The organism is Caulobacter vibrioides (assembly GCF_002310375.3).
Taxonomy (GTDB): Bacteria; Pseudomonadota; Alphaproteobacteria; order Caulobacterales; family Caulobacteraceae; genus Caulobacter; species Caulobacter vibrioides_D.
Window position 1 is genome coordinate 2,868,179 of record NZ_CP023315.3, and the last position, 26,875, is coordinate 2,895,053.

22 protein-coding genes, 2 tRNA genes and 1 rRNA gene are annotated in these 26,875 nt (G+C 66.2%); 15 read left to right on the forward strand and 10 right to left on the reverse strand.

Features of this window, described 5'->3' with window-relative positions; genetic code table 11:
- Window positions 1-229: 229 nt before the first annotated feature.
- The 3 genes from CA606_RS13560 to CA606_RS13570 form a co-directional block, all read right to left on the reverse strand.
- Window positions 230-305, reverse strand: a tRNA-Ala gene (locus CA606_RS13560).
- Between the two features lie 67 nt (window positions 306-372).
- Window positions 373-449: transfer RNA gene (locus CA606_RS13565), tRNA-Ile, on the reverse strand.
- A gap of 172 nt (window positions 450-621) precedes the next feature.
- A 16S ribosomal RNA gene (locus tag CA606_RS13570) occupies window positions 622-2,105 on the reverse strand.
- A 909-nt stretch (window positions 2,106-3,014) separates the two neighbouring features.
- Here CA606_RS13570 and CA606_RS13575 point away from each other — a divergent pair.
- A complete protein-coding gene (locus CA606_RS13575) occupies window positions 3,015-3,446 on the forward strand; it encodes an RrF2 family transcriptional regulator (RefSeq protein WP_096053775.1) in 432 nt (143 codons plus the stop codon).
- Between the two features lie 153 nt (window positions 3,447-3,599).
- Here CA606_RS13575 and CA606_RS13580 read toward each other — a convergent pair whose 3' ends face one another.
- Entirely contained in the window at window positions 3,600-4,031 is a 432-nt protein-coding gene (locus CA606_RS13580) for a CBS domain-containing protein (protein ID WP_096050644.1), read from the reverse strand.
- Between the two features lie 91 nt (window positions 4,032-4,122).
- The gene (locus CA606_RS13585) at window positions 4,123-4,779 is read right to left on the reverse strand and encodes a rhomboid family intramembrane serine protease (RefSeq protein WP_096050643.1); all 657 of its coding nucleotides are present in this window, start codon (window positions 4,777-4,779) and stop codon (window positions 4,123-4,125) included.
- A 146-nt stretch (window positions 4,780-4,925) separates the two neighbouring features.
- Here CA606_RS13585 and hfaA point away from each other — a divergent pair, with 146 nt between their 5' ends.
- The 11 genes from hfaA to CA606_RS13640 all read left to right on the forward strand — a co-directional run bounded on the left by hfaA (window position 4,926) and on the right by CA606_RS13640 (window position 19,233).
- Entirely contained in the window at window positions 4,926-5,369 is a 444-nt protein-coding gene (hfaA, locus tag CA606_RS13590) for a holdfast anchoring protein HfaA (RefSeq protein WP_096050642.1), read from the forward strand.
- Window positions 5,366-6,379, forward strand: coding sequence for a holdfast anchoring protein HfaB (hfaB, locus tag CA606_RS13595; RefSeq protein ID WP_096050641.1), 1,014 nt, complete (start codon window positions 5,366-5,368; stop codon window positions 6,377-6,379). Before hfaA ends, hfaB begins: the two co-directional genes overlap by 4 nt.
- On the forward strand, window positions 6,297-7,544 hold the full coding sequence (hfaD, locus tag CA606_RS13600; RefSeq protein WP_096050640.1) for a holdfast anchor protein HfaD: 1,248 nt from the start codon (window positions 6,297-6,299) through the stop codon (window positions 7,542-7,544). Before hfaB ends, hfaD begins: the two co-directional genes overlap by 83 nt.
- A 135-nt stretch (window positions 7,545-7,679) precedes the next feature.
- Window positions 7,680-9,509: an ABC-F family ATP-binding cassette domain-containing protein gene (locus CA606_RS13605; protein WP_096050639.1), complete on the forward strand. Its 1,830-nt coding sequence runs from the start codon at window positions 7,680-7,682 to the stop codon at window positions 9,507-9,509.
- 233 nt (window positions 9,510-9,742) lie between these two features.
- A complete protein-coding gene (locus CA606_RS13610; protein ID WP_096050638.1) occupies window positions 9,743-11,824 on the forward strand; it encodes an MASE1 domain-containing protein in 2,082 nt (693 codons plus the stop codon).
- Window positions 11,825-11,923: 99 nt separating this feature from the next.
- Window positions 11,924-12,922, forward strand: a complete 999-nt coding sequence (locus CA606_RS13615) for an ABC transporter substrate-binding protein (RefSeq protein ID WP_096050637.1) — start codon at window positions 11,924-11,926, stop codon at window positions 12,920-12,922.
- On the forward strand, window positions 12,919-13,668 hold the full coding sequence (locus tag CA606_RS13620) for an ABC transporter ATP-binding protein (protein WP_096050636.1): 750 nt from the start codon (window positions 12,919-12,921) through the stop codon (window positions 13,666-13,668). The genes CA606_RS13615 and CA606_RS13620 overlap by 4 nt, the downstream gene beginning before the upstream one ends.
- Window positions 13,665-14,423, forward strand: coding sequence for an ABC transporter permease (locus CA606_RS13625; protein WP_096050635.1), 759 nt, complete (start codon window positions 13,665-13,667; stop codon window positions 14,421-14,423). Before CA606_RS13620 ends, CA606_RS13625 begins: the two co-directional genes overlap by 4 nt.
- A 61-nt stretch (window positions 14,424-14,484) precedes the next feature.
- Window positions 14,485-15,117, forward strand: a complete 633-nt coding sequence (locus tag CA606_RS13630; protein WP_096050634.1) for a hypothetical protein — start codon at window positions 14,485-14,487, stop codon at window positions 15,115-15,117.
- Window positions 15,117-16,205 carry a DUF2336 domain-containing protein gene (locus tag CA606_RS13635; RefSeq protein ID WP_096050633.1) on the forward strand — a complete coding sequence of 363 codons (1,089 nt, stop codon included), beginning with the start codon at window positions 15,117-15,119 and terminating at the stop codon, window positions 16,203-16,205. Before CA606_RS13630 ends, CA606_RS13635 begins: the two co-directional genes overlap by 1 nt.
- 97 nt (window positions 16,206-16,302) lie before the next feature.
- Window positions 16,303-19,233: a M16 family metallopeptidase gene (locus CA606_RS13640; protein ID WP_096050632.1), complete on the forward strand. Its 2,931-nt coding sequence runs from the start codon at window positions 16,303-16,305 to the stop codon at window positions 19,231-19,233.
- 62 nt (window positions 19,234-19,295) lie between these two features.
- Here CA606_RS13640 and CA606_RS13645 read toward each other — a convergent pair whose 3' ends face one another.
- Window positions 19,296-20,225, reverse strand: a complete 930-nt coding sequence (locus tag CA606_RS13645; RefSeq protein ID WP_096050631.1) for a hypothetical protein — start codon at window positions 20,223-20,225, stop codon at window positions 19,296-19,298.
- A 175-nt stretch (window positions 20,226-20,400) separates the two neighbouring features.
- Between CA606_RS13645 and CA606_RS13650 the strand changes: the two genes are divergently transcribed.
- A complete protein-coding gene (locus CA606_RS13650) occupies window positions 20,401-20,946 on the forward strand; it encodes a PAS domain-containing protein (protein ID WP_096050630.1) in 546 nt (181 codons plus the stop codon).
- 107 nt (window positions 20,947-21,053) lie between these two features.
- Here the strand turns inward: CA606_RS13650 and CA606_RS13655 are convergent, their stop codons facing one another.
- The 4 genes from CA606_RS13655 to CA606_RS13670 all read right to left on the reverse strand — a co-directional run bounded on the left by CA606_RS13655 (window position 21,054) and on the right by CA606_RS13670 (window position 25,687).
- On the reverse strand, window positions 21,054-22,001 hold the full coding sequence (locus tag CA606_RS13655; RefSeq protein ID WP_096050629.1) for an aldo/keto reductase: 948 nt from the start codon (window positions 21,999-22,001) through the stop codon (window positions 21,054-21,056).
- A gap of 10 nt (window positions 22,002-22,011) precedes the next feature.
- On the reverse strand, window positions 22,012-23,679 hold the full coding sequence (locus CA606_RS13660; protein ID WP_096050628.1) for a choline dehydrogenase: 1,668 nt from the start codon (window positions 23,677-23,679) through the stop codon (window positions 22,012-22,014).
- Between the two features lie 692 nt (window positions 23,680-24,371).
- The gene (locus CA606_RS13665; protein WP_097563465.1) at window positions 24,372-25,031 is read right to left on the reverse strand and encodes a VOC family protein; all 660 of its coding nucleotides are present in this window, start codon (window positions 25,029-25,031) and stop codon (window positions 24,372-24,374) included.
- A 122-nt stretch (window positions 25,032-25,153) separates the two neighbouring features.
- Window positions 25,154-25,687 carry a gamma carbonic anhydrase family protein gene (locus tag CA606_RS13670; protein WP_096050627.1) on the reverse strand — a complete coding sequence of 178 codons (534 nt, stop codon included), beginning with the start codon at window positions 25,685-25,687 and terminating at the stop codon, window positions 25,154-25,156.
- 179 nt (window positions 25,688-25,866) lie between these two features.
- Here CA606_RS13670 and CA606_RS13675 point away from each other — a divergent pair, with 179 nt between their 5' ends.
- Together CA606_RS13675 and CA606_RS13680 are read left to right on the forward strand one after the other, a co-directional pair.
- Window positions 25,867-26,025 carry a hypothetical protein gene (locus CA606_RS13675; RefSeq protein ID WP_181242587.1) on the forward strand — a complete coding sequence of 53 codons (159 nt, stop codon included), beginning with the start codon at window positions 25,867-25,869 and terminating at the stop codon, window positions 26,023-26,025.
- Window positions 26,013-26,804 (forward strand): PhoH family protein, encoded by a 792-nt coding sequence (locus CA606_RS13680; RefSeq protein WP_096050626.1) that lies wholly within the window; start codon window positions 26,013-26,015, stop codon window positions 26,802-26,804. Before CA606_RS13675 ends, CA606_RS13680 begins: the two co-directional genes overlap by 13 nt.
- The last annotated feature ends 71 nt before the right edge of the window (window positions 26,805-26,875 follow it).

Sequence of the window (26,875 nt, forward strand, 5' to 3'; positions counted from 1 at the left end):
TCAGCCCTCGCCGCATCGCGCGGGGAGGCCTGAGCCTGGGCTCTACCTTTAGTCAGACAATGATGTCTTCTTAAGTCCGCCCTTAAACCGGATCCGCATCCCAGGGGTGAGCTGCGGTCGGCGGGAGAACCCTGCCTTCACAATGTCATTTCGCAACCAGCTCAAAGAGCCGGCGCAAACTTGTCATTCCAATCGCGAGATCAATCTCAATCCTCATCGGGAGGAGAGATGGTGGAGCCAGACGGATTCGAACCGACGACATCCTGCTTGCAAAGCAGGCGCTCTACCAACTGAGCTATGGCCCCTCTCTTTTACAAGAGATCTGGGTTAGCCAGGAGAGCTGGTCGTGATCCGAAGCATCAGAGGAAAGAGTGGTAGGCCTGGGCAGACTCGAACTGCCGACCTTACGCTTATCAGGCGTACGCTCTAACCACCTGAGCTACAGGCCTATGACGGCCTTCGCAGGCGTTTGCCTCCGGGCTCGCGATCGACTTGATCCCTAACGGAACCAAGTGAGTGGAAAGAGAAACGAAGACGGCGGCGATCCGCTCATTTTTGGTCGTCTAGCGACCGTGTCTGGAGCTTCAATAGCTTCGTGAGAAGCTGGAGAAGCATCCTTAGAAAGGAGGTGATCCAGCCGCAGGTTCCCCTACGGCTACCTTGTTACGACTTCACCCCAGTCGCTGACCCTACCGTGGTCGCCTGCCCCCTTGCGGTTAGCGCAGCGCCTTCGGGTAAAGCCAACTCCCATGGTGTGACGGGCGGTGTGTACAAGGCCCGGGAACGTATTCACCGCGGCATGCTGATCCGCGATTACTAGCGATTCCAACTTCATGCTCTCGAGTTGCAGAGAACAATCCGAACTGAGACGACTTTTAGGGATTGGCTCCCCCTCGCGGGATTGCAGCCCTCTGTAGTCGCCATTGTAGCACGTGTGTAGCCCACCTTGTAAGGGCCATGAGGACTTGACGTCATCCCCGCCTTCCTCCGGATTAACTCCGGCAGTACGATTAGAGTGCCCAGCCAAACCTGATGGCAACTAATCGCGAGGGTTGCGCTCGTTGCGGGACTTAACCCAACATCTCACGACACGAGCTGACGACAGCCATGCAGCACCTGTGTCCCAGTCCCCGAAGGGAAAACCACATCTCTGTGGCGGTCCAGGCATGTCAAAAGGTGGTAAGGTTCTGCGCGTTGCTTCGAATTAAACCACATGCTCCACCGCTTGTGCGGGCCCCCGTCAATTCCTTTGAGTTTTAATCTTGCGACCGTACTCCCCAGGCGGAGTGCTTAATGCGTTAGCTGCGTCACCGACATGCATGCATGCCGACAACTAGCACTCATCGTTTACGGCGTGGACTACCAGGGTATCTAATCCTGTTTGCTCCCCACGCTTTCGAGCCTCAGCGTCAGTAACGGACCAGTATGTCGCCTTCGCCACTGGTGTTCTTCCGAATATCTACGAATTTCACCTCTACACTCGGAGTTCCACATACCTCTTCCGTACTCAAGACTGCCAGTATCAAAGGCAATTCCAAGGTTGAGCCCTGGGCTTTCACCTCTGACTAAACAGTCCGCCTACGCTCCCTTTACGCCCAGTAATTCCGAGCAACGCTAGCCCCCTTCGTATTACCGCGGCTGCTGGCACGAAGTTAGCCGGGGCTTCTTCTCCGGGTACCGTCATTATCGTCCCCGGTGAAAGAATTTTACAATCCTAAGACCTTCATCATTCACGCGGCATGGCTGCGTCAGGCTTTCGCCCATTGCGCAAGATTCCCCACTGCTGCCTCCCGTAGGAGTTTGGGCCGTGTCTCAGTCCCAATGTGGCTGATCATCCTCTCAGACCAGCTACTGATCGTCGCCTTGGTGAGCCTTTACCTCACCAACTAGCTAATCAGACGCGGGCCGCTCCAATGGCGATAAATCTTTCCCCCGAAGGGCACATCCGGTATTAGCTCAAGTTTCCCTGAGTTGTTCCGAACCAAAGGGCACGTTCCCACGTGTTACTCACCCGTCCGCCACTAATCCCGAAGGATCCGTTCGACTTGCATGTGTTAGGCCTGCCGCCAGCGTTCGCTCTGAGCCAGGATCAAACTCTCAGGTTGAGTTGACATTGACTTCAGACTTCCGATCCCAGGGGAAAACCCAGGACCAGGTATCTGGTTTGCATAGTTTCTTGACGAGTTCCCATCACTCGATCGACCCGAAGGCCAACCGGCGTAATGGTGTCTTCTTCAAGAGACCGCATTCGTCAGCGTCAGTTGATGACCCGAAGGTCATCGCCAGAGCGCCGCCGCCTGCGTTTCTCTTTCCAATTCAACAATGTCAAAGACCCGAGCCACCTCAGCGACCCCATCGTTTAGCGCCCGATGTCGGCGGAGGCGGCTATCTATCCAACCTCGAATTCCGTGTCAAATCGTTTTTTTCAAAACTCTCTGACTTTCTCCGCCGGTCCGGCCCGAAGGCTTTCTGCGGAGCCGGCAGCTTCTAAAGAAGCCACCGGAGCCAGTCAAGCAACTTTTTCAAAGAAAAAGCTAAACTCTTCTGGAAGAAATACTTGGAAGCTCTTGCGAACATCTTTTGTATTTCAAGGAGCGCGGCTTCTAGCGAAACCGAATTCCTGGGTCAACCGAACTTTTCATTTTTGCTTCTTCACTGAACAAGTCAGGTCGGAGCACAAAAACTGCCGTTGGCGCGCCAGAGGAGCGCCGCGAGCTCGAAGAGATTCGACTGAGGCTGGGGAACCTAGCGATCCACGTTGCGAAACGCAAGCCCCGAAAGACTTAAGTTTCGGTCCGTGGCGCGCGGCCCCGAAGCGAGGGGCGGCTTCTAGGCCCCCTCTCCTGGGGCGGCAAGCGCGAAATCGGTGTTTCATCCCCATCCGCCCGCATTCCCTGTGCATGAACGCCGTCATGCAAGACTTGCGCGGCGACCGCGCCTCGACCAGAACGCGGTCCACTCTATAGAGCGCGCTCGCACGTGGGCGCGCTCCCTCCATGAAGGTCCTGGCGCCCATGTTGTCTCAGAAGGCTCGCTACGCCCTTCGCGCCATGATCGAACTGGCGCGCGCTCAAACCCAGGTGACCGCCGGCGAGCTGGCCGAGCGCGCCGATGCGCCGCGCAAGTTCCTGGAGGCGATCCTGCTGTCCCTCTCGCGCGAGGGCCTGGTGATCAGCCGGCGCGGCAAGTTCGGGGGCTATGTGCTGGCGCGCGACGCCGACGCCATCAGCTTCGCCGAGATCATTCGCCTGGTGGACGGACCGCTGGCCCTGACGCCCTGCGTGAGCCGCACCGCGTTCCGGCGCTGCGAGGACTGTCGCGACATCGCCACCTGCGCGCTGCGCGAGGCGCTGCTGCGCGCCCGCGACGCGACCGCCGGCGTCCTGGAAGGCTACAGCCTCGCCGACGCCGCCAAGGGCGCAGGCGCCGAACTGATCGAGCGCTAGCGGCGGCCTCTGTCTCTAACGGCGCGCTCTATATAGGGCGTGCTCTATATAGAGCGCACGCACTCCATATACCGCATACCGCGCCCAGGACCTGAAGACCGGCGGATCGCCCTGGCGCCGCGCCGAGCGCACGCCAGAGCGCCAGACCCTTCATCAACCAGCAGCGATATAGGCCTTCAGCCCTTCGGCCTCGGCCTGGGTCTCGCTGATCTTGTACTTCACGAGATCGCCGATCGAGATGATCCCCGCCAGACGCCCACCGTTCACCACCGGCAGGTGGCGGATGCGGCGGTCGGTCATTCGCTCAAGGAGCGCGTCGATCGTCTCGTCGGGTTGGGCAAAGACGACATTGGCGCTCATGCAGCCGCTGATCGGCTTGGAGAGCGCGGCCGCCCCCTCCTTGGCCACCATCCGGACGATGTCGCGTTCGGAAACGATGCCGACCACGGCTTCCTTTTCGTCGACGACCACCATGGCCCCGACCCTGCGGGTGTGCAGCAGCGCCGCCGCAGCGCCGACCGTCTCCTGAGGCGAGGCGGTGAACACAAGATCGCCCTTGTCCTTGAGGATCTGAGAAACCAGCACAGTATGCCCTCCCTTGTTCTTTATAGAACGAGGGTCCTCCAAAGCGGCCCTTCAATCAATGGGCCATGGCGATCAAGAAAACACAGGGCGGTTACGGGGCGTCGACGACGCCGGCGGGCGGTCCGGCCCAGCGCGCGAAGGGCCCGATCAGCAGCACGCCCGCCGCAAAGCCGATCAGATGCGCCTCCCAGGCGACGCCGCCCGCGCCCATGGTCAGAAGACTGCCGGTGACCGCGAGCACCAGATTCACCACCAGCCAGCCCAGGCCCAGGGAAATCACGCGCGGCCCGAACACCGGTCCCAAATGGCCGGGCGCGCTGTCCATGGTGCGCGCCGCCGCGCCCATCAGGCCGGCGATCGCGCCCGAAGCGCCGACCACGGGGCTTAGGCCCTGCGGATGGATCGCGGCGAAACCCACGCCCGCGACCAAGCCGCAGGCCAGGTAGAACAGGCAGAAGATTCCCCCTCCCCGGCCGTTAAGTCCCAGCACGCGCGAGACCGGCGCGCCGAACGCGAGACCAAAGGCGGCGTTCATGACCGCGTGAACCCAGCCGCCGTGCACGAACATCATGGTCACGACGCCCGTCCACCGCCCCTCCCAGAACTCGCGCGGGACCAGGGCCAGCGAGTAGATCAGGTCCTGGCTGGCGTTCTGCAGAAGAAGATGCGGCACGATGACGGCCGCCGCGACCAGCAGCGCGGGCCAGGGCGCGTTGAAGATCGGCTCGGGGCGCTGGGGCTGGTCCATGGCTTCTATCTAGGGGCTCGCGCGACGATTCGAACCCCGTCGCGGGGCTTAACCATTTTTTCGAGACCTTGGGGCTATCCCTCATGCTGTATCTTTTTGGCACGAGGGTTGCTTGCCGCTCCGTGTCGACAGTCGCGGAGCCTCTCATGGCCTGGCATCGGAAATCCAAGACGCGTGTGGCGATGGTCGTCGTCGCCCTCACGCTCGGCGCTGGCGGCGTCGCCGCGGCGCAATCGATGTCGACCAACTCGGCCTCGTTCAACGCCGGCTATGGCCGCAGCTCGGGCCAGGAAAGCCGGATGATCGAGTATTCGACCCGCGACGCCAACGGCAATCGGGTGGTCGTGGACGGCGTCATGCTGACCGGCTCGGACCAGAGCGTTTTCTCATCCAGCCGCAGCTCTGGCTCGCTGGACGCCTATTCGGGTGTGGGCGCTGTGGGCGGTTACGCCGGCTCCACCGCGATCGGCAACAATCTGACGGTTATCACCCAAGGCAACAACAACACCGTCATCGTTAATTCCAGCCAGGTGAACACCGGCAACGTCACCGCCGGCTCGAACGTCGTGAAGGGCGGTACTCCGAAATGATGATCAAGCGCACAGGCTTGGTCCTGGCCCTGCTGGCCACGGCGGCGCTCAGCGCCTGCGGCAGCACGCCGGTGGCTTCGACGGCCGGCAACTACGCCAAGCCCATTGGCACCGCGCCGGTGACGGCCAATCCGACCGACTACTCTTCAGCGCTGGTTTGCCTGAACCAGTATGCGCGCACCAACCGCATCGTCGCCCCGCGCATCGCGATCGGTCGCATCGCCGACTACACCGGCAAGGAAGAGTCCGACGGTTCGGGCCGCAAGGTCACCCAGGGCGCCTCGCTGATGGCGGTTTCGGCCTTCGCCAAGGCCGGCATGCCGCTGGTCGAGCGCTTCGACACCTCGGTGTCGGAGTTCGAGCTGAAATACGCCAACAACAAGCTGATCTCGGATCGCCCCAACCCCGCGCCTGACGCCCCGGCCGACTTCCGCAAGATCCTGGCCGGCCAGGTGCCGGGCTCGGACTTCTATGTCATCGGCGGCATCACCGAGCTGAACTACAACATCCGCTCGGCCGGCATTGACGCCTATGCCGGCGACAAGGACACCGACGGCCTGAAGGGCAACTTCCGCCGCCGCGTCTTCATCATGAACATCGCGCTGGACCTGCGTCTGGTGAACACCCGCACCCTCGAGGTCGTGGACGTGATCTCGTATCAGAAACAGGTGGTCGGTCGCGAAGTCAGCGCCGGCGTCTTCGACTTCCTCAATGGCAACCTCTTCGACATCTCGGCCGGTCGCGGCGCGCTGGAGCCGATGCAGTTGGCGGTGCGCGCCCTGATCGAGCGCGCGACCGTCGAGATGGCCGCCAACCTCTATGGCATGCCCGGTCCGGAAAGCTGCCTGCGCTTTGATCCGTTCGGTGACGCCACCGTCGGTCAGACAGGCGCCTTCACGCCGGCCTACAACAATCTGGGAACGAACAATGCGCAGACCCGCGATGACCCGTCTCGCTGGAACGCTCGCCGCGATCCCGATATCCGTGATGCTAAGCGGGGTCGCTACTAGCCAGACGACGACGCCGAGCCCGGTTCTCAACAACCAGATCAATCTGGGCGAGATCTTCTCGGAGCAGGCCCTCAACGTCCAGACGGTCAGCGACGGCGTCACCGCCAGCACCACCGCCCAGGCCAACGGCGTCTCGGTCGGCGTGACCAACGCCGACGCCGCCGTGACCTCGAACCAGGACAACAAGGGCGTGGTCTACGGGCACGGCCTGGTGGACGTCGGCGTGAACGCGGGCGCGTCCAGCGCGGTGCGGACCACCGCCGTCGGCAACGCCGCCGCTCTCGCCGCTTCGAACGGTACGATCTCGGCCTTCGCGGTGCAGACCAATTCGGCCGCCGTCACCGCGCGAGGCCAGGTGGAAGCCGCCAACGCCGAGGCCACTGACCTGACCCTCTCCACCCTGGCGATGGGAAACAGCGCCGGTGTGACGCTCGACAACGGATCGGCCGGCGCCCGGATCAGCCAATCGTCGACGGCCAATGTGCTGGCGGACGGCGGCGCGATCGTCGGCTACGTCCCGGGGACCAGCGCGGTCAGCGCGACGACGGCGGCCAATAACGTCAACATCGTCGGGTCCAACCAGTCGGCCGCCCGCGCGATCATCGACCAGGCCAACACCGCCGACGTGACCCAGGCCAGCAAGTTCACCGCCTACGGCAACAGCTACATGATCGCGACGGCGGCCACGGCGACCGGCAACAATCTGGCGGTCAGCAATGACGGACCTCTGGCGGACGTCGCCGCCCACCAGTGGAACACGTCGTATGTGCGCGGCCAGGCTGAGGGCACGTCCTATCTGTTCGGCGCGGCCCAGACCACGGCCTACGCCGCCGGCAACTCCGCCCAGGTCAACAATGTCGGCGCCGAGCTGGTGCTCGACAACATTCAGACCAACACCGGCGGCGGGGTGGAAGCCACCGCCAGCTTCGGCGGCCACGAGGGCTATGATGCGGTCACGACCGCGACCGCCATGGGCAACGCCGTGACCGGCTACGCCTGTTCGCAGTGCAAGGGCCGCATGAGCGTGACCAACAGCCAGAACAACAGCGCCGATGTCGGCGCGTCGTCCTCGACCAGGGTCACGTCCAGCGGCCGCCAGGTGACGGGCGTCTCGACCGCGATCGGCAACAACGCCAGCTTCAACGTCAACGCCCCCGGGAACTAGAGCGCCAGCCTTGTGGTCAAGGGTCTGGCCAAGTCCGGACCAGATCGAGAATTTGGCGTTCCCTCGGCCTCCGGCCTGCTATACGCCCTCTCCTCCCGCGACGCTCCGCCGCCTTCGACCCCGTATTCAGACACCATGGCCTCTCCCGCCCGCGCGCCCGTACTGGCTCTCAAGGATGTCCGCCTCGCGGACGGCGCCAAGCCGCTATTCGATGGCGTCGACCTGGCGCTGGAACCGCGCGTACGCGCCTGCCTTGTCGGTCGCAACGGCGCGGGCAAGTCAACCCTGCTGAAGATCCTGGCCAATCAAGGCGTCGAGGCCGACAGCGGCGAACGCGCGGTCCAGCCCGGCGCCAAGGTCGTCTATGTCAGCCAGGAGCCCGAGATCACAGGGGAGACCCTGCTGGACTACGCCACCGCCGGCGGCGCTCAGGACTATGAAGCCCAGGCCGCCCTCGCCGATTTCGGCCTAGATCCCGATAAGAGCGCCAAGGGCCTCTCGGGCGGCGAGACCCGCCGCGCCGCGCTCGCCCGCGCCTTCGCCGAACAGCCTGACGTTCTGCTGCTCGACGAGCCGACCAACCACCTCGACATCTTCGCCATCCAGACCCTGGAAGACGAACTGGCCGCCTCCAAGTGCGCCGCCCTGATCGTCAGCCACGACCGCGCCTTCCTGAACCGCGTCACCGAGCGCTGCTTCTGGCTGGAGCACCGCAAGATCCGTCGCCTGGACAGAGGGTTCTCGGAGTTCGAGGCCTGGGCGGAGTCGATCATGGCCGCCGACGCCGAGGAAGCCCGCCGCCTGGACAAGGTACTGGAGCGCGAGAACGCCTGGCTGGCCCGAGGCGTCCAGGGCCGCCGCGCCCGCAACGAGGGGCGCCGCCGCGCGCTTCTGGCCCTGCGCGCCGAGAAGAAGGACCGCCAATCCGAACTGCGCGGGACCATGACCATGGCCGTGGAGTCGGCCGGGACCTCCGGCAAGCGCGTGGTCGAGGCCAAGGGCGTCACCAAGCGTTTTGGCGAGCGGACGATCGTCGAGAACTTCTCCACCCGCATCCTGCGCGGCGACCGCGTGGCTCTGGTCGGCCCCAACGGCGCGGGCAAGACCACCCTGGTCAAGCTGCTGCTGGGCGAGTTGGAGCGTGACGCCGGCTCGGTGCAGCTCGGCACCAACCTGGAAGTCTCCTATATCGACCAGGCGCGCGTGGCCCTGTCGGACAAGATCACCGTCTGGGACTTCCTGACGCCCGGCGGCGGGGACTCGATCATTGTGCGCGGTCACCCCAAGCATGTGGCCGGCTACGCCAAGGAGTTCCTGTTCACCGACGCCCAGCTGCGCCAGCCCGTCACCAGCCTGTCGGGCGGTGAGCGCAACCGCCTCTTGCTGGCCAGAGCCTTGGCCAATCCCACCAACCTGATGGTGCTGGACGAACCGACTAATGATCTGGACATGGACACGCTGGACCTCCTGGAGGACCTGCTGGCCGATTTCGACGGCACGCTGATCCTGGTCAGCCACGACCGTGACTTTATCGACCGGCTGGCCAGCTCGACCATCGCCCTGGACGGCAAGGGCGGTGTTGTGGAGACGCCCGGCGGCTGGACCGACCTGATGGACCAGAACCCGGACTTCTTCAAAGCCTCCAAGTCTGGAACCGCGTTCGCGCCCGTGTCGAAGGGCGCCGCCAAACCCGCAAGCGCCCCGCCGGCGCCTCCGCCGAAGAAGAGCGTCAAGCTCTCCTACAAGGACCAGCGCCGCCTTGAGGAATGCGAGGCGCTGATCGCCAAGAGCCCGGCGATCATCGCCAAGCTCGAGGAGGCCCTCGCAGACCCCAACCTCTACACGCGCGATCCGACCACCTTCGACAAGACCATGAAGGCCCTCGACAAGGCGCGCGCCGACCTCGAGCAGGCCGAGATGGAGTGGCTGGAGCTGGAGGAAAAGAAAGAAAACCTGGCCGGCTGAACCGCAGGCGCTCTGGAAACCGCACTTTTCGCGTTCCAGTTGGTCTCCCTCAGCGCCAAGCTGTGCGACGAAATGGCACAGCCGTCGATTGCTGGGAGCCAACGGCATGGCCAGTCGTAATGTAGCCCATCTCATGACGGCGTGGTGGACGTCATGGCCCTGTTCGGCTCTTGGGACCTTCGCGATCGACGCAAAGGTGCAAGAGTTCTTTTGGCTTTGGGGACGGCTTCGCGATGACGCTGAGTTTGGCGTTTCATGAGGACAGACGGCAGACGGCGCTCCTGCTGACCCTGTCGTTTACGATCGTCGCGGCGATCGCCTTCAGCGAGTACCTGACCCGCCCGACCCTGGGCGTCGCGGCCTTCTGGCCCGCCAACGCCTTCCTGGCGGCGGGCCTGTTCACGCTGAAAGGCCTCCGCCGCCTCGCCTTGGTGGTCGTGTTTGTCGTCGCCCACGTGGCGGTGTGTCTGCTGACAGGCGATGAACTGCTCCGAGCGCTGCTGTACGCCGCCGTCGACAGTTGCGAGGCGGGCGCGGTCTGGGCGGTCTGCCATCGGCTGTGGAAGGGCGCGCCGCGCGTGCGCACGATGCGCTCGTTGGCGCAGCTACCGGCGATCACCACGCCGATCGCGGCCGGCTCGGCGCTGATCTGTGCGAGCGTTCTCCATTTCGGCTATGGCGCGCCGTTCGTGGAGAGCCTGATCGATTGGTTCCTGCGCAGCGCGCTCGGCCTAGCCGTCGCCCTTCCCGCCACCTTGGTGCTGATCGACGCCGAGCATCGCCGCTCGTTCCAGAGCCCCTGGTCCGAGCAGTTGCTGCTGATGTTTGGCGTGGCGACGATCGCCCTGCTCTGCGCCCACCCGGCCGCCGGCGCGCCGCCGGCGCTGCTGTTTCCGGTGACCCTGGCCGCCGCCTACCGGCTCGGCGCCAGGGGCGCGGCGCTGGCGGCCTTTTTGACGATCGCGATCGTCATGCCCATGGCCATAGCGGCGGGGTCTTCCCCCTTCAACGCGACCCAAGACCCCGTCATTCAGGCGCGCACGATCCAGGTGTTCACCAGCCTGCTGTTTTACACCTGCCTCGCCGCCGGCCTGGCCTTCGGCCAGCAGAACCGACTGAAGCGGCTGTTGCTGCGTCGCGAGCTGCTGGCCCGCGCCGCACGCGGCCGCGCCTTGGCCGCCACGGAAGCCAAGACAGAGTTCCTGGCCACCATGAGCCATGAAATCCGCACGCCCTTGAACAGCGTGCTCGGCTTCGCCCAACTTCTGGCCGCGCGCGAGGACCTGCCGCCCGACGCGCGCCGGCAGGTCAATCTGATCGACAGCGCCGGCGCGGCGCTACTGACCGTGGTCGACGACATTCTGGACTTCTCGCGCGTCGAGGCGGGGCAGATCGAGCTTCTGCCGGGGCCCACCTCCGCCGCCGCGCTCCTGCGCGACACCGTGGCGATCATGGCCCCCGAGGCGCGCGCCAAGGGACTGACCCTGGATGTCGAAATCGTCGATCCCCTCGCGGTGCTCCACGATCTGGACGCCGATCGCCTGAGGCAGGTTCTGATCAACCTGCTCAACAACGCCGTGAAGTTCACCGAAGAAGGCCGCATCGACGCGCGCCTGACCATCGAGCCCGGCGATATCGAGGATCGGCTGCGCTTCGAGATCACCGACACCGGTGTCGGTATCGCGCTCGACAAGCAAGGCCTGCTGTTCCAGCGCTTCTCGCAGACCGACAGCTCGCCAAGCCGCCTGCACGGCGGCGCAGGCCTTGGGCTGGCGATCGCCAAGGCGCTGGTCGATGTCATGGGCGGCAAGATCGGGGTCGACAGTGTGCCCGGACGGGGGTCGTGCTTCTGGGTGGAGCTCAGCGCGCCCGTCGCCGAGCCGGCCCCGGCGCCCGAGCCGGCGAAGCCTGCCGCGCCCGGCGCAGCGAGAATCCTGATCGTGGACGACCATCCCATCAATCTCGAGATCGCCTCCGCGCTCCTTGCGCTGGTCGGATACGAGGTCGATCTGGCGGAGAACGGCAAGCAGGCCGTGGAGAAGGCGGAAGCCGCCGCCTACGACCTGATCCTGATGGACATTCACATGCCGTTGATGGACGGACTGCAGGCGACGCGGGCGATCAAGGCCTTGCGCACGCCCACCGGCAAGGCGCCGATCATCGCCATGAGCGCCGACGCCCTGCCCCGTCAGGTCGAGCGCTGCTACGCCGCCGGCATGGTCGATCACATCGCCAAGCCCATCCAGCGCGAGGTGCTCTACGCCAAGATCGAGCGTTGGTTACACCCGCAACCCGACGCCGAAGCGGCCGTCTAGCGGATCTGGCGCGTTCAGAAGCGCCCGGGGTTTGGGTTGTGGCTTGGAACTCCCCGCGGACGCCCCTAACTTGGCCGAGGATAATGGGAGACGTCCTCGATGCAGCGCCGCGCCTTCGCCGCCCTGGGCCTGATGGCCCTTCTGGCCGCCTGCTCGCCCGCCAAGAAGGAAGCCGCGCCGGCCGACGGCCAGACCCGCATCAAGCTGGCCACTGACTGGCGCGCTCAGGCTGAACTGGGCGGCTACTACCAGGCGTTGGCGACCGGCGAGTACAAGAAGCGCGGACTCGACGTCACCCTCATCCAGGGCGGCCCGGCCGTGAACGTGCCCCAGTTGCTGGCCACCGGCGCGGTCGATGTGGGCGTCGGCTCCAACAGCTTCATCATCATGAACCTGGCCAAGGAAAACGCGCCGGTCAAAGCCGTGGCGGCGTTCATGCAGAAGGACCCTCAGGTCCTGATCGCCCACCAAGGCCAGGGCATCAACGGCATCGCCGACATGAAGGGCCGGCCGATCCTGCTGTCGGACGCCTCGGTCACCGCCTTCTGGGTCTGGCTGAAGGCCAAGTACGGCTTCACCGACGATCAGGTGCGCAAGTACAACTACTCGTCCGCGCCGTTCCTGGCCGACAAGCGCGTCGTGCAGCAGGGCTACGCCACCAGCGAGCCGTACCTCATTGAAAAGGAAGGCAAGATCAAGCCGGCGGTGTTCCTGCTGGCCGACAGCGGCTACCCCGCCTACGCCTCGTTCGCTTTGGTTCCCGACAGCCTGATCGCCAAGAACCCGGCCGCCGTGCAGGCCTTCGTCGAGGCCACCGCCGCGGGCTGGACCTCGTATCTGTATGGCGATCCCAAGCCCGGCGACGCGGCGATCCTGAAGGACAATCCGGAGATGACCCAGGACGTCCTCGACCAGGCGCGCGAGAAAATGCGCGCCTACGGCATCGTCAGCGCCAACGGCGGCAAGGGCGATGTGGGCCAGATGACCGACGCGCGCTGGGCCGAGTTCTTCAAGGTCGCCTCCGAGCAGGGCGTCTACCCTGCGGACATGGACTACAAGAAGGCCTACACCCTGCAGTTCCTGCCCAAGGGCCAATGAGCGCCCCTGTCGCCAGCCTCTCTGCCGTCGAGGTCGACTACGCCCGAGGTCGCGCGCTCGGTCCCTTCGACCTGGCCCTGGCTCCGGGCGAGATCGTCGCGCTGGTGGGCCCCTCCGGTTGTGGAAAATCGACGGCGCTCCGGCTCCTGGCGGGCCTGGAACAACCATCGCGCGGCCAGGTGACGCGCCTGGCGGGCAAGGGCGAGACCTCGGTGGTCTTCCAGGCGCCGACCCTGGCGCCCTGGCTCTCGGCGCGGGACAATGTCGCGCTGCCGCTGGTCTTGGCCGGTGTCGCCAAGCCCGCCGCCCTGGCGGCCGCTGACGAGGCGCTGTCGAAGGTCGGGCTGGGCGCCGCCCTGCACGCGCGACCCAGCCAGCTTTCCGGCGGCATGGCCATGCGGGCCTCCCTGGCGCGGGCGCTGGTGACGCGGCCTCGACTGCTGCTGCTGGACGAACCCTTCGCGGCCCTGGACGAGATCACCCGCCGCGCGCTGGCCGACGACGTGCTGGCCCTGGCCGCCGAGAGCGCGCCGGCCATGGTGTTCGTCACCCACAGTGTCGAGGAGGCCGTCTATATGGCCCGGCGCGTGGTGGTGATGACGCCGGGTCCTGGTCGCATCGCCGGTGAGGTGACGATCGACGCGCCGCTGCGGCGCCCCCCTGGCTTCCGGACCACCCAGGCTTTCCGCGCCGCCGCCGAGGCCGTGTCGGATCTGCTGGCGGCCGCGTCGGAGCGCGCGGCATGACCCGCATCCTCGCGCCGCTGATCCTGATCACCGCCCTGCTGGCCGGATGGGAGTTCGCCTGCAAGGCCTTGGCGGTCCCCGCCTATCTGCTTCCCCCGCCCAGCGCCGTCTGGCGGGCCTTCACCGAGTCCTGGCCGCTGCTGCTGGGCTCGGCCTGGGCGACGCTGTCGACGGCCCTGCTGGCGCTGGTCATCGCCAGCGTGATCGCCTGCGGCCTCGCGCTGTTCGTCAGCCTGAACAGCCTGCTGGAGGACGCTGTCCGCCCGATCGCGGTGACCTTGCAGGTCACCCCTCTGGTCGCCATCGCGCCGCTGGTGACGATCTGGGCCGGTATCGACCACCCCGAGCGCGCCGTGATCGGCCTGGCGGCCGTCGTGGCCTTTTTTCCGATCTTCTCCGGCGCCTTGAGCGGTCTGAAGTCCGTCGATCCGGATCTGGCGCGCCTGTTCGATCTCTATGGGGCCACGCCGCTGCAGCGCCTGACGCGCCTGCGCCTGCCCTCGGCTGTTCCGGCGCTGCTGGAGGGGCACAAGGTCGCGGCGGGCCTGGCCGTAATCGGCGCCGTCGTCGCCGAGTTCGTGGCGGGCACGGGCGGAGCGCAGGGGCTCGCCTGGCGCATCCTGGAGTCCTACAACCGCCTGCAGACCGCCAAGGTTTTCGCGGCGCTTTTCACCCTGGCCCTGCTGGGCGTGATCCTGCACGCGGTGATGGAAGCGCTGGAACGTCGCCTCCTCCACTTTTGGCGCGGACGTTAGGCCAAGATTAAAGCGCGCGACCTAGAATGGGCGGCTGACAAGACTTCCGCTGGATCGCGTCATGCGCCTCGTTGCTCTCATCGTCGCCCTGGCCAGCGCGTCCGCCGCGCAGGCCGAAGGCGCGCGTGAGACTCGATACGGCCCAGCGCCCGCGCGGGCCCCTGCCGCGCTGGACAGCCGCGCGCCGCTCTATAACGGCGCGGCCTATGGCGCGCGAACCCTGGGTTGGACCGGCAAGCGTGACGCCGTAGCGACGCCGGCCGAAACGACCGCTCAGCAACCCTGGTGGGCGCGCGAGCCGTCGCAGACCCCAGCCTCGTATAGCCAAGCCCCGCGCACTCAAGCCCCGCCCCCTCAGGCCGCTGCGCCGGTCCCGGCCAGCTTCACGCCCCAGGCGCCTGCGCCGACCTCCCGGTTGCCGCAAAGCATCTATGACGCGCCAACGCCGCAGGCCTACAGCGCGCCAACGCCGCAAAACCTGGCCGCCCCCCAGCTTCAGCCGGGCCAGGTGGGCGCTCGCACCTACTCGGTCGGCCGTCAGTTCGGCATGTCGCCCGACCCTATCCCCGCCGCAGGCCCCTCGCGCATGGTCCTGATCGCGCCGCCTCCTGCCGCGACCGAGGATGAGCCCACGCCGAGCGTCCAGGACGGTGGCGAGTGGTCCGGCCGCGCCGAGAAGGACAGCGATCGGTAATGCAGTCGCGAATTCACGACCTCATCGCCCTGGCCAACGAGCCCTCAAGCGCCAAGCGTCGCGAACTGCTGCGCGGCGTGACCGATCTGTTCTTCCAGGGCGAAGGCCACAACAGCGTCGAGATGAGCCTCTTCGACGACGTTCTCAGCCAGTTGGCCGGCGACATGGAAGAGGCCGTCAAGGCCGAGCTGGCGATCCGGCTCAGTGAAACGGCGACACCGCCGGCTGGGCTGTCGCGTACGCTGGCGGCGGACTCCATCACCGTGGCCGCGCCGATCCTGCGCAGTTCCGGGGTCCTGACCGACGACGACCTGCTGCACGTCGCCCGCACCCAGGGCCAGGATCACCTGCGAGCGATCTCCCAGCGCAGCAGCGTTTCCAGCGTGGTCTCCGACGCCATTGTCGCGCGCGGCGACGACCAGACGCTGGGCGTCCTGCTCCGCAACGAGGGCGCGGTCCTCTCGCGCGAGGCGCACGAGACCGTCGTTGATCGCGCGGCGGCCAACCCTGCGCTCCACGAGGCGGTGATCGACCGGCAAAGCCTGCCCGTCGACCTGCTGAACGAGATGTACTTCATGGTCGAGGCCCGCCTGCGGGACCGGATCATGGCAAAGAACGCCGGCATGGACCCCGCGACGCTGGAGGCTGCTCTGGCCGCCGGCCGCAAGCGGGTCGCCGAGCAGGACGGCGCCCTGCCGCCCGACCACGCCGAGGCCGAACGCGAGTTCCGGGCGCTGCGCGCCAAGGCGCAGATCTCGCCGCAAATTCTCGCCAACACCCTTCGAAGCAAGAAGACGACGCTCTTCCTCGTCGCTCTGGCGGACATGGCCCAGGTGGACTTCCACACCGCTCGCAAGATCCTCGAGCGACGCGAGATGGACGCCCTGGCGGTCATCTGCAAGGCGGCCGACTTCGACCGGTCCCTGTTCCTGACCTTCGCCCTGCTGATCCTCGAGCAGACCGACGACGTCATGATGCGGGCCAAGGCCTATGGCGAGCTCTACGCCAACCTGCCGCGAGATTCGGCCCTGCGCACGATCCGGTTCTGGCGTCTGCGTCGTCAGACCGGCGACGTCGCCGCCGCCTAAGGTCAGACCGGGCGCAAAGCCGCCCACCTCGCGCCTTGCGTGCGCCATGCGGGACAGCCAAGGTGATCGCCTTGTTCTCTCCTGCCTTGGATTCTCGATGATCAGCGCTTCGCGCCTGGCGATTGTCGCCGCTGCCGGCCTCTCGGTCGCCGCCTGCTCCCAGCTCCCCAAGCCCTCCATCCCGCTGTTGAAGAGGGATGGGGGCGAAGCGTCAGCGCCCAAGATCCCGGAACTTCCTGCGCTGGCGGGCCCCAAGGTCACCGATCTGAAGCCGGGCCAGTGGGCTCAGGAACTCTCGGATGTGGCGCCCGATCCGGCTTGGCGCTTCGGGGTTCTGCCCAACGGCATGCGCTACGCCCTGCGCAAGAACGCCACCCCGCCCGGTCAGGCCGCGCTGCGCCTCTGGTTCGACGCCGGGTCGCTGATGGAGGCCGACGACCAGCAAGGCCTGGCCCACTTCCTCGAGCACATGGCCTTCAACGGCTCCAAGAATGTGCCCGAAGGCGAGATGATCAAGATCCTGGAGCGGCACGGCCTGGCGTTCGGCGCCGACACCAACGCCTCGACCGGTTTTGACGAGACCATCTATCAGCTGGATCTGCCCAAGACCGACGACGGCACCGTCGACACCTCTTTGATGTTGCTGCGCGAAGCCGCCGGCGAACTGACCATCGCGCCGGAGGCCGTTGATCGCGAGCGCGGCGTCGTGCTGTCCGAGGAACGCACCCGCGACACGCCCGGCTATCGCGTGGCCATCAAGACCCTGTCCGCCCAGATGGAAGGCCAGCTGACGCCCAAGCGCATTCCGATCGGCAAGACCGAGGTCCTCAAGACCGCTCCCGCCCAGCGGATCCGCGACTTCTACGAAGCCTATTACCGTCCCGAGCGCGCCGTGCTGGTCGCCGTGGGCGACTTCGACGTCGACGCCATGGAAGCCAAGATCAAGGGCAAGTTCGGCGACTGGGTCGGCAAGGGTCCCAACGGCAAGGATCCCGACGTCGGTCCAGTGGCCAAGCGCGGTCCGACCGCCAAGATGATCGTCGAGGCGGGCGCGCCCTGGTCGGTGCAGATGACCTGGACCCGCAAGCCCGACGGCCTGCTCGAGACCAAGGCCGTCGACGAGCGCGACGTGCTGGAGAACCTGGCCTTCGCCGTCGTGAACCGGCGCATGCAGGCGCTTGGCCGCTCCGCTGAGCCGCCGTTCATCGCCGGCGGCGCGTTCAAGGGCGATCAGTACGGCACGGTCCGCGTCACCACCTTCGGCGCCACGGCCCAGCCCGGCCGTTGGCGCGAAGCCCTCACCGCGCTCGACGCCGAGCAGCGCCGCGCCATCCAGTTTGGCGTGCGTCAGGATGAGCTGGACCGCGAGATCGCGTCCACGCGCGCGGCCCTGGTCGCGGCTGCAGCGGGCGAGGCCACGCAGCGCACCCCCGCTCTGGCCAACCAACTGGTCGGCACGCTGGGCGACGGCGAGGTCGTCACCTCGCCCAGCCAGAACCTCGCTGCCTTCGACATCATGGTGAAGGGGCTGACGGCGGAACGCGTCAACGCGGTGCTCAAGAGCGCCTTCGTGGGTTCGGGTCCGCTGCTGCTGCTGGCCGCGCCGACCGCCGTCGAGGGCGGCGAGGCGACCATCCTGAAGGCCTATGAGGAGGTCAAGGCCCAGCCCGTGACCCCGCCCGCCGCGCCGGGCGTGACGGTGTGGCCCTATTCCAGCTTCGGCCCGACCGGCAAGGTCACCGAGCAGAAGGACGTGGCCGATCTCGACGCGGTCTTCGTGCGCTTCGAAAACGGCGTGCGCCTGACGGTCAAGCCGACCAAGTTCCGCAACGACCAAGTCGTGGTGAAGGTGCGCGCGGGTCACGGCCTGCTCGACATGCCGTCGGACAAGCAAAGCCCGCTGTGGTCCGGCTCGGCCTTCATCGAGGGCGGCCTCAAGCAGATCACCGCCCAGGACATGGAACGCGTGCTCACCGGCAAGATCTGGAACGCGCAGTTGGGGGTCGAGGACGACGCCTTCACCCTGAACGGCCGCACCCGGCCTGAGGACCTGTCCACCGAACTGCAGGTGCTGGCGGCGTTCGCCAGCGAGCCGGGCTGGCGTCCCGAGGCGTTCAATCGCATCAAGACCAGCTATGGCACCCTGCACGACCAGCTGCAGAGCACGACCGGGGGCGTCCTGGGCCGTGACCTGGGCGGCCTGATGCACGGTGGCGACCAGCGCTGGACCTTCCCGTCGCGCGAACAGATCGCCGCCGCCTCGCTGGACGACCTCAAGGCCGCCGTCGCCAATCCGCTGGCCAAGGGCGACCTGGAAGTCGTCATCGTCGGCGACACCACGGTGGACAAGGCGATCGCTGCGGTCGCCGACACCTTCGGCGCCCTGCCCGCGCGCCCCGGCGATCCGCCGCTGCCCGGCGCCGAAAAGGCCCCCTTCCCCGCGCCGTCGAGCCAGCCTGTCGTTCGCACGCACAAGGGACGCCCCGATCAGGCGGCCTTGTTCATGACCTGGCGGACCGACGACCTGTTCTCGAACCTGCAAAGGTCGCGTGACGTCTCGGTGCTGGGTCAGGTCATGCAGCTACGCCTGACCGACGAACTGCGCGAGAAACAGGGCGCGACCTACTCGCCCAACGCCTCGGCGACGGCCAGTGCGGTCTTCAAGAACTGGGGTTATCTGGCCGTGAGCCTGGAGGTGCCTCCCGAGAAGCTGGACGGTGTCGTGGCCTCGATCCGCAAGATCGCGGCAGACCTGCGCGACAAGCCGGTCAGCGCTGACGAGCTCGAACGCGCCAAGAAGCCGCGGATCGACGCGATCGAAAAGGCGCGCGTGACCAACGAGTACTGGGTCGGCGCGCTATCGGGCGCCCAGACCGATCCGCGCCTGCTGGACGCCACCCGTTCGGTGGTCGCCGGCCTGTCGCGTGTGACCCCGGCCGATGTTCAGAAGGCGGCGCAGACCTATCTCGCCGACGAGAAGTCCTGGCTGTTGCTGGTGAAGCCAGACGCTGCGGCGCCGGCGAAGTAGAGGCGCACAAAAAAGGCCCCGGTTCTCACCGGGGCCTTTGCATTTTCAGGGACCGTCTGCGGCTAGTAGACGACGCCGCCGACGCCGCCATCCAGGCTGAAGCTTGTCGAGAGCGTCTGGCGCTCCTGCACCGTCTCCTCGCGATAGGCGGTGTAGGTCTCGGTGGTCAGCATGCTCAGGATCTTCACGCCCGCGCCAAAGCGGCGCAGCAGCGAGCGTTCGTTGCAGTCGCGCGCCGGCAGCTGCGGACGGCACGAGACCGTGGCCTGCCCCGCGCCTGCGCCGCGCGCGTAGTACAGCGCCTCGCCCTTGCGGCAGAGGAAGGTCTGCCCCGGCGCGCCGGTCGAAATGTCGATCTGGCCGCCGTACTCGGCGATCACGTACTGCAGCCGGGCGCCGGCGATGCAGCGATAGAGCTCACCGTCATAGGCGTCGTCGATGTCGCGATCGGGCGTGACCTGCGAGGCCGCGTGCGGCACGTCGCGATCGTCCAGGCAGACGGCGCGAACGATCACGCGACGGGTGCGCGTGCGGGTCGCCTCATAGGCCTGACGACGACGGACCTCGGCGCCCTCGACGTTCAGGCCCTGGATGTAGCCCGTGGCCATCGGCCCCGAATAGTAGCCGCCATGCCCGCCGCCGCCATAATAGTTGACGACGCCGCCGGCGGTCCCGCCAGCGCCCGCTGACGCGCCGGACGTCGCGCCCGAATTGGCGATGGCCGTGGCGTTGGTGGTGGCGTTGACGATCACGGTCGAGCCGATGTTCACGTTCACGCCGGGAATATTGACGTTATGACCACCGCCGCAGCAGCCGGTCGGCGGCGCGGGCGGCTTGGGCGGCGGCGGCGGCGGCTTGCAACACGTCGGCGGCGGCGGCGGACAGGCGTTGGTGCAGCCGGCGGCATAGGCCGCGCCTCCCAACAGCAAGCCGCCCAGCATCGCCCCCAGGGCGATCGTCCATGCGCGCGTGTTCAGTTTCGGCGCCTTCATCCGGCGTTTCCCTTCACCTCGGGTCGTTCCGCTTACGGTTAAGCAAGAATCGGGCCCAGGCGGCCGCCTTGCCTGGATTTGCTCCAGAATGGGACGGTCGAGCCCTTGGCCCGGTTCTCCCAGCAAGCCCCGTGCGGTCAAAAACAGCCGCGCAAGGACCCGCCAGGGGACGACGATGTTCCATCCAAGCACGGAACGGTTGATAGACTATTGGCGCGCCAAGAAGGGCGAGGCCGCCCTGCCCCGCCGCGCCGACATCGATCCCGGTGAATTCCTGGAGCTTTTGCCCCAGGTGTTCGTGCTGGGCCGTGAGGGCGGCAAGCTGCCTTTCCGCCTGGCCGGCGGCTTTGTGTCGGACCTCCACGCGCGCGACCTGCGCGGCCACGACGCCCTGTCGCTATGGGCCCTGGCCCATCGCCTCGAGCTGAAGAGCGCCCTGGACGTAGCCCGCAAGCGGCGCACGCCCGTGGTGGTCACCGCCGATATTCGCGCGCACGGCGTGCCGTCGGTCGGGATGGAGGTGCTGTTCGCCCCGCTGCAAGGCGCCAGCGGTGAGACCGACCGGTTCCTGGGCCTGTATCAGCCGATCGCGATGACGGCCCGCCTGATGGGCCGTCCCGCCTATGAGCTGGGCCTTCGCGAGATCAAGCCGCTGGGCGAGGGCAACCAGGACATGCCGCGCCTGCGCCTGGCCACCCTGGACGGTCGCCGGATCGCCTAAACGCTGTCATCCCGGACAAGCGCTTAGCGCGCCGATCCGGGATCACGGCATCCGTCAGAACGTCCGGCGGTCCCGGCTCTCCGCTTCGCTGCGGCCGGGATGACACGCTATGCGCGCCCTGCCTCATCCAGCCGCTTCCATACCTCACCTGGCAATTCCAGCAGGGCCGCGCCCATCAGCTCGTCGAGTTGTTCGACCGTCGTCGCGCTGGCGATCGGCGCGGTGATCGCCGGATGAGCCATGATCCAGGCCAGAGCGACCTGAGCCTGTGACGCGCCAACCGCTTCGGCCGCCGCATCCAGCGCCGCTAGCACCGTCCGCCCCTTGTCGTTCCAGTAGTCGCGCAGGATGGTCCGGCCTCTCGCCCGCCCCTCCAGGTCGCCCTCGCTGCGGTACTTCCCGGTCAAGAACCCGGCGGCCAGGCCGTAGTAGGGGATGATCCCAAGCCCCTCGGCGTTGGCCAGCTCAGCCAGGGTGCCTTCGACCTGGTCGCGGTCCATGAGATTGAACTTTGGCTGGATCGTCTCGTAGCGCGCCAGTCCGCTCGCCGTGGAAACGTCCAAGCTCGCCTTCAAGCGCGCCGGGGAAAAGTTCGACGCGCCCACCGCCCGCACCTTGCCTGCCTTCACAAGCCGATCAAAGGCCTCAAGCGTCTCGTCCTGCGGCGTCTCGGCGTCATCCTGATGGGACTGATAGAGATCGATATAGTCAGTCTGGAGACGGCGCAGAGACTCCTCGACGGCCGCTTCGATGTTGGCCGCCGAGAGGCCGGGCCGCTTGGGCCACATCGCCACCTTGGTCAGGACCAGCACGCTGTCGCGCTTGCCGGAAGCCTTGAGCCAACGACCGATGACCGCCTCGGACTCCCCGCCCGTATGGCCAGGAACCCAGGCGGAATAGACATCCGCCGTGTCGACGGCGTTGAAGCCGCCGTCGACGAAGGCGTCGAGTAATCGATGCGACATCGCCTCATCGGCGGTCCAGCCGAAGACGTTACCGCCAAAGATCAGCGGCGCGGTCGACAGGCCCGAACGGCCCAGCGGGCGATGTCGCATGAAGGTCCCTCTACTCGGCCGCCACCGCGCGGCCGTCCTCGAACACGGGCACGTCCATCGGCGCAGCCAGCGTCTTGCCGCGGATCAGGTCGGCGGCGCGTTCGGCGATCATGATGGTCGGGGCGTTGGTGTTGCCGCCGATCAGGGTGGGCATCACCGAGGCGTCGATCACGCGCAGACCCTGCACGCCCTGGACGCGGAGCTGGTCATCGACCACCGCCATCGGGTCGCCGGCCACGCCCATGCGGCAGGTGCCGACGGGGTGGTAGATCGTCTCGGCCTTGGAACGGATCCAGGCGTCGAGATCAGCGTCCGACTTAACGTCCGCGCCCGGGGCGTACTCGGCGTCGCGATAGGGATCGAAAGCGGCCTGGGCCACGGTCTCGCGGGCGATACGCACCCCCTCGCGGATGGCGCGGCGATCCTCCTCGGTGGCCAGATAGTTGCCCAGGATGGTCGGATCGTCGAACGCATCGGCCGAGCGCAAACCAACCTTGCCCCGGCTTTCCGGACGCAGCTGGCAGACGTGCAGCGTAAAGCCGTCCTTCTCGACCACGACCTTGCCGTGGTCCTGCATGATCGCCAGCACGCCGTGAATCTGCAGGTCGGGGCGGTCGAGGTCGGGGCGCGACTTCAGGAAGGCGCCGCTTTCCAGGAACTGCTGCCGGCCCAGCCCCTTGCCGAAGAACATGTAGTTCATGCCCACGCCCAGCTTGTTCAGCCCCTTGTTGGCCGAATAGGCGGTCTTGAGGTTCTTGGCGGTCCAGGAGACGCAGACGTCCAGGTGGTCCTGCAGATTGGCGCCGACGCCCTTGGACTCGTGCGCCACCGCGATGCCGTGTGGCGTCAGGTCGTCCGCCGCGCCGATGCCCGACAGTTGCAGGATCTGCGGCGACTGCACCGCGCCCGCGCTCAGCAGCACCTCGGCGTCGGCATAGGCGACCTGCTTCTCGCGGGACTTGCCGACCACGTACTCCACGCCGACGGCCCGGCGCTTTTCCAGGATGATCCGCGTGGTGCGGGCCTCGGTGACGCAGGTCAGGTTCGGGCGCGACAGGGCCTGGTTGAGATAGGCCATGGCCGCGCTCCAGCGCTGGCCGTCACGGATGGTCAGGTCGTAGGGCCCAAAGCCTTCCTGCTGGTAGCCGTTGAAGTCCTTGGTGGTCTTGTGCCCCGCCTGACGGCCGGCCTCGACCAGGGTGGTGTAGAACGGGCTGTCAGACTCGCCCTTCGACACATGCAGCGGTCCCGAACCACCGTGATAGGCGTCGCCGCCGGCGTGGTGGGTCTCCGAGCGCTTGAAGTAGGGCAAGACCTCCGAATAGGACCAGCCGGTCAGGCCCATCTGGCGCCACTGGTCATAGTCGCGCGCATGGCCGCGGATATAGATCATGCCGTTGATGGCCGAGCTGCCGCCCAGGCCCTTGCCGCGCGGCCACCAGAGCTTACGGTTGTCGAGGTGCGGCTCGGCTTCCGTCCAGAAGCCCCAGTTCTGCTCGCCCTTGTCCTTGATCAGCTGGCCAACGCCCGCCGGCATCTTGACCAGGATGGACTTGTTCTTGCCGCCGGCCTCCAGCAGCAGGACCTTGATGTTCGGATCCTCGGTCAGCCGCGCGGCCAGGACGCAACCGGCGGACCCCGCCCCGATGACGATGTAATCAAAGCGCTCGCTGGCCATGGCCCCGACGCCCTCCCTCGAAGGTTATCATTGTTAAGGCAGAGATTGGTCTGGGTTTGCGCCGCGCGCAAGGCGCCCGCTGAACGCGCGAGCCTGACGAGACGACTTTCCGCCTTCCCGCGCGCAAGAACACGGCATATGCTACCTAGACACGAAATGCGGCGCCACTCGCCCGCATCGTCTTGCCGCAGCCACGATTGCGGCAGGCACTTCTCGCGCGCCTGTGCCCTGCGCGAGAAGCGGGAGCGTCGCCTTGCATCCCCCCAGAACGGCGGGCGGCGCTCCCGACGGCGCGCGTGCCGCAAGCTTGGCAGCGGGCGTTGTGAAGGTCTGTTTGGGGTGGAGAGCGGCCATAAGGAATCCCTCTCTCATGGAGAGAGGGAGGGGCCCGCGCCGCAGGCGTGGGAGGGTGAGTGGGTAGGCGAAGCCCGTAGACGATTCTGACGCTGTGCCGATCTATGTGCCGGCACGCCGGCTGACTGCGTAACCACTCACCCTCCCAAGCTTCGCTTGGGCCCCTCCCTCTCTCTAAGAGAGAGGGTTTCTGCACGACGTCCGCCCAGGGTCGAAAGCAGGCGCCAGCCTCCCCCCAAACCCCGACCCTCCCGACGAAACGCCAGGATGCTCCAACCACCGCCCTATTCGGCGAATGGCTCGCTGTTGTCCGTGCCGAGATTGTCGCGGAGGGCCGATCAGACGCGCCGATCGTCGCCTTCTAGCCCATCATGCAGAGACAAAGTGATCGGCGCTTCTCCCATACGGCGATCAAGTCTGAGATCCATCCGATAAGACGAACCGGCGTTGCAGAGATCAAAACCGAGGTTGCTCGCTAAGGTTTGCAGCGCAGGGCTTGGCGATTTGTCTGAGGGCATCGCCAGCCGTTGCAGGCGAACAGACTGAAACCCGGCATCGCTTTGCAGATTTCCGCGTCGCTCGGTCGGCCAGGCGCTTGGCGCGCTATCGCCCGGCGATCTGAACATCATCGGCTGCGTTGGGTCATCGCCGTCTGTGGCGACGTCGATCGCCACTTGGGGCGGCATGTAGGGAGGGCGATACGGCCATGTCGGAATCTGGCCGCTCCCTCGCCAAGCAATGCCGAACGGACAGGCCCCAAGGTCGCGGTGCCGGGAGCGCTCGTAGAGCCCCGTCCTGGCGATCAATGGACTTCGGGTCTCACCCTCGTCGTTCACCCAGAGGAGCTCGATAAAAGCATTCTCAAAGCAGAAGCAGATGTTCTCGGTGCCCTGCCCAGGGTGCTGGCGGCGATGTGTGTCTACGAGTCCAAAAGACTTCAGCCATTGTCCGTAGCTGCTATCGGGCTTGCAGAAGACGAAAATGTGATCGAGTTCCAAGCTGACCTCCCGTGCGCAGGTCGACGCCCGCAGTGGGCCCAAGCTCTTTCAAGGCTGCTAGCCGACAAGCGGTCGCTCAGATCGCCAAAGCCGAGCCTTCCAGGTCCCGGCGAACTACCGCCCTACGCCTCCACCAACCGCAGATCGCGGGCGTAGCGCTTCCAGTTCTCGACATAGTGCAAAGCCGAGGCCTGCAGGATCATGGCGTGCTGCTCGCCGATCTCGCGCACAACCTTGCCCGGCGCGCCCATGACCATCGAATTGTCCGGGATCTCCTTGCCTTCGGTGATCAGGGCGCCGGCGCCGATCAGGCAGTTCTTTCCGATCTTCGCGCCGTTCAGGACGATCGAGCCGATGCCGATCAGCGAACCGTCGCCGATCGTGCAGCCGTGAAGCATCACCATGTGACCGATGGTCACGTTGGCGCCGATGGTCAGCGGCGCGCCAAGATCAGTGTGGAGAACCGAGCCGTCCTGGACGTTGCTGTTCTCGCCGATCGTAATGGGATCGTTGTCTCCGCGCGCGACCGCGCCCCACCAAATACTGGCGTTCTTCTTGAGAATCACATTCCCCATGACGCTCGCCGTTGGCGCGACCCAGTATTCGCCTTGCGCGGGAAGCGTCGGCGTCGTGGCGCCCAAGGAATAGACAGTCATCCGTACACCTCGTTTTCTTGCACGCAATTTCCAAGTTAACGACCCGGAAACCATGATGAGCCATTGTAGTCAGGCGATTCGAGAGGGAACATTCCTCAAGCGGGAATCATTTTCCTTTCGTACCGGGCCTAGGGGCAAGCCCCCTGCGCCCGCCCGCTGACGAAGACGAGGTGTGGCTCTTGGCGTTTCGGCGTACAGCACCGTCTCCTGGGACTTCCCCCATGGGAAGCGCTCCCGAGCCGCCCCGCCGCGCACGCGACTTCGTGAAAACCCAGCTCACCGCCAAGGACGACGCCTCACGGGCTCGTCCTTTTTTCTTGTCTGAATGGAGGCTTTGATGACCAAGCGAGCCCTGAAGCGGATGGCGCGCGAAGGCGCGCAAGAGATCGGCCAGTATGACGACGCCAAGGTGCGTCGCCTGCCGGTCGATCATCGCGGTGGCTGGTCACCCCTATCCGATGAGGGGGGCGCCAGGGGCGAGAGTCGGGACCAAAGCTACCTAAAGACCATAAAACCCAAATCGCCGGGCCAGGCGCAGCTGATGGAAGCCATCGACGAGAAGAACCTCGTCATGGCCCTGGGCCCGGCCGGCACCGGCAAGACCTATATCGCCATCTCCAAGGCGGTCGAGGCGCTGGAGGCGGGCCGTGTCAGCCGCATCGTGCTTTCGCGCCCCGCCGTCGAAGCCGGCGAGTCGATCGGCTACCTGCCGGGCGACATGGAGGACAAGCTGGCCCCCTATCTGCGCCCGCTCTACGACGCCCTGACCGATCGCCTGTCGGTCAAGCGGATGCGGGCTCTGATGGCCGAAGGCGCCATCGAGATCGCGCCGGTCGGCTTCATGCGCGGCCGCACCCTGAACAACGCCTTCGTGGTGATCGACGAGGCCCAGAACTGCACCTACATGCAGCTAAAGATGCTGCTGACGCGGCTGGGCTGGCACTCGACCATGGTGGTGACCGGCGATCCCAACCAGTCCGACCTGCTGCCCGGCATTTCGGGCCTGGCGGACGTGGCGGCCAAGTTCGACGCCGTCCCCAACATCGCCGTGGTCCGCCTCGCCGACCGCGACATCGTCCGCCATCCGCTGGTCGCGGAGATGCTGGGCGTTCTGTAATTTTATAACAGCCTACGAAACTGAAGGCTTGAGTTTGAGGCGGTCGGGCGTGCAAGGTCCGGCCGCCTTAA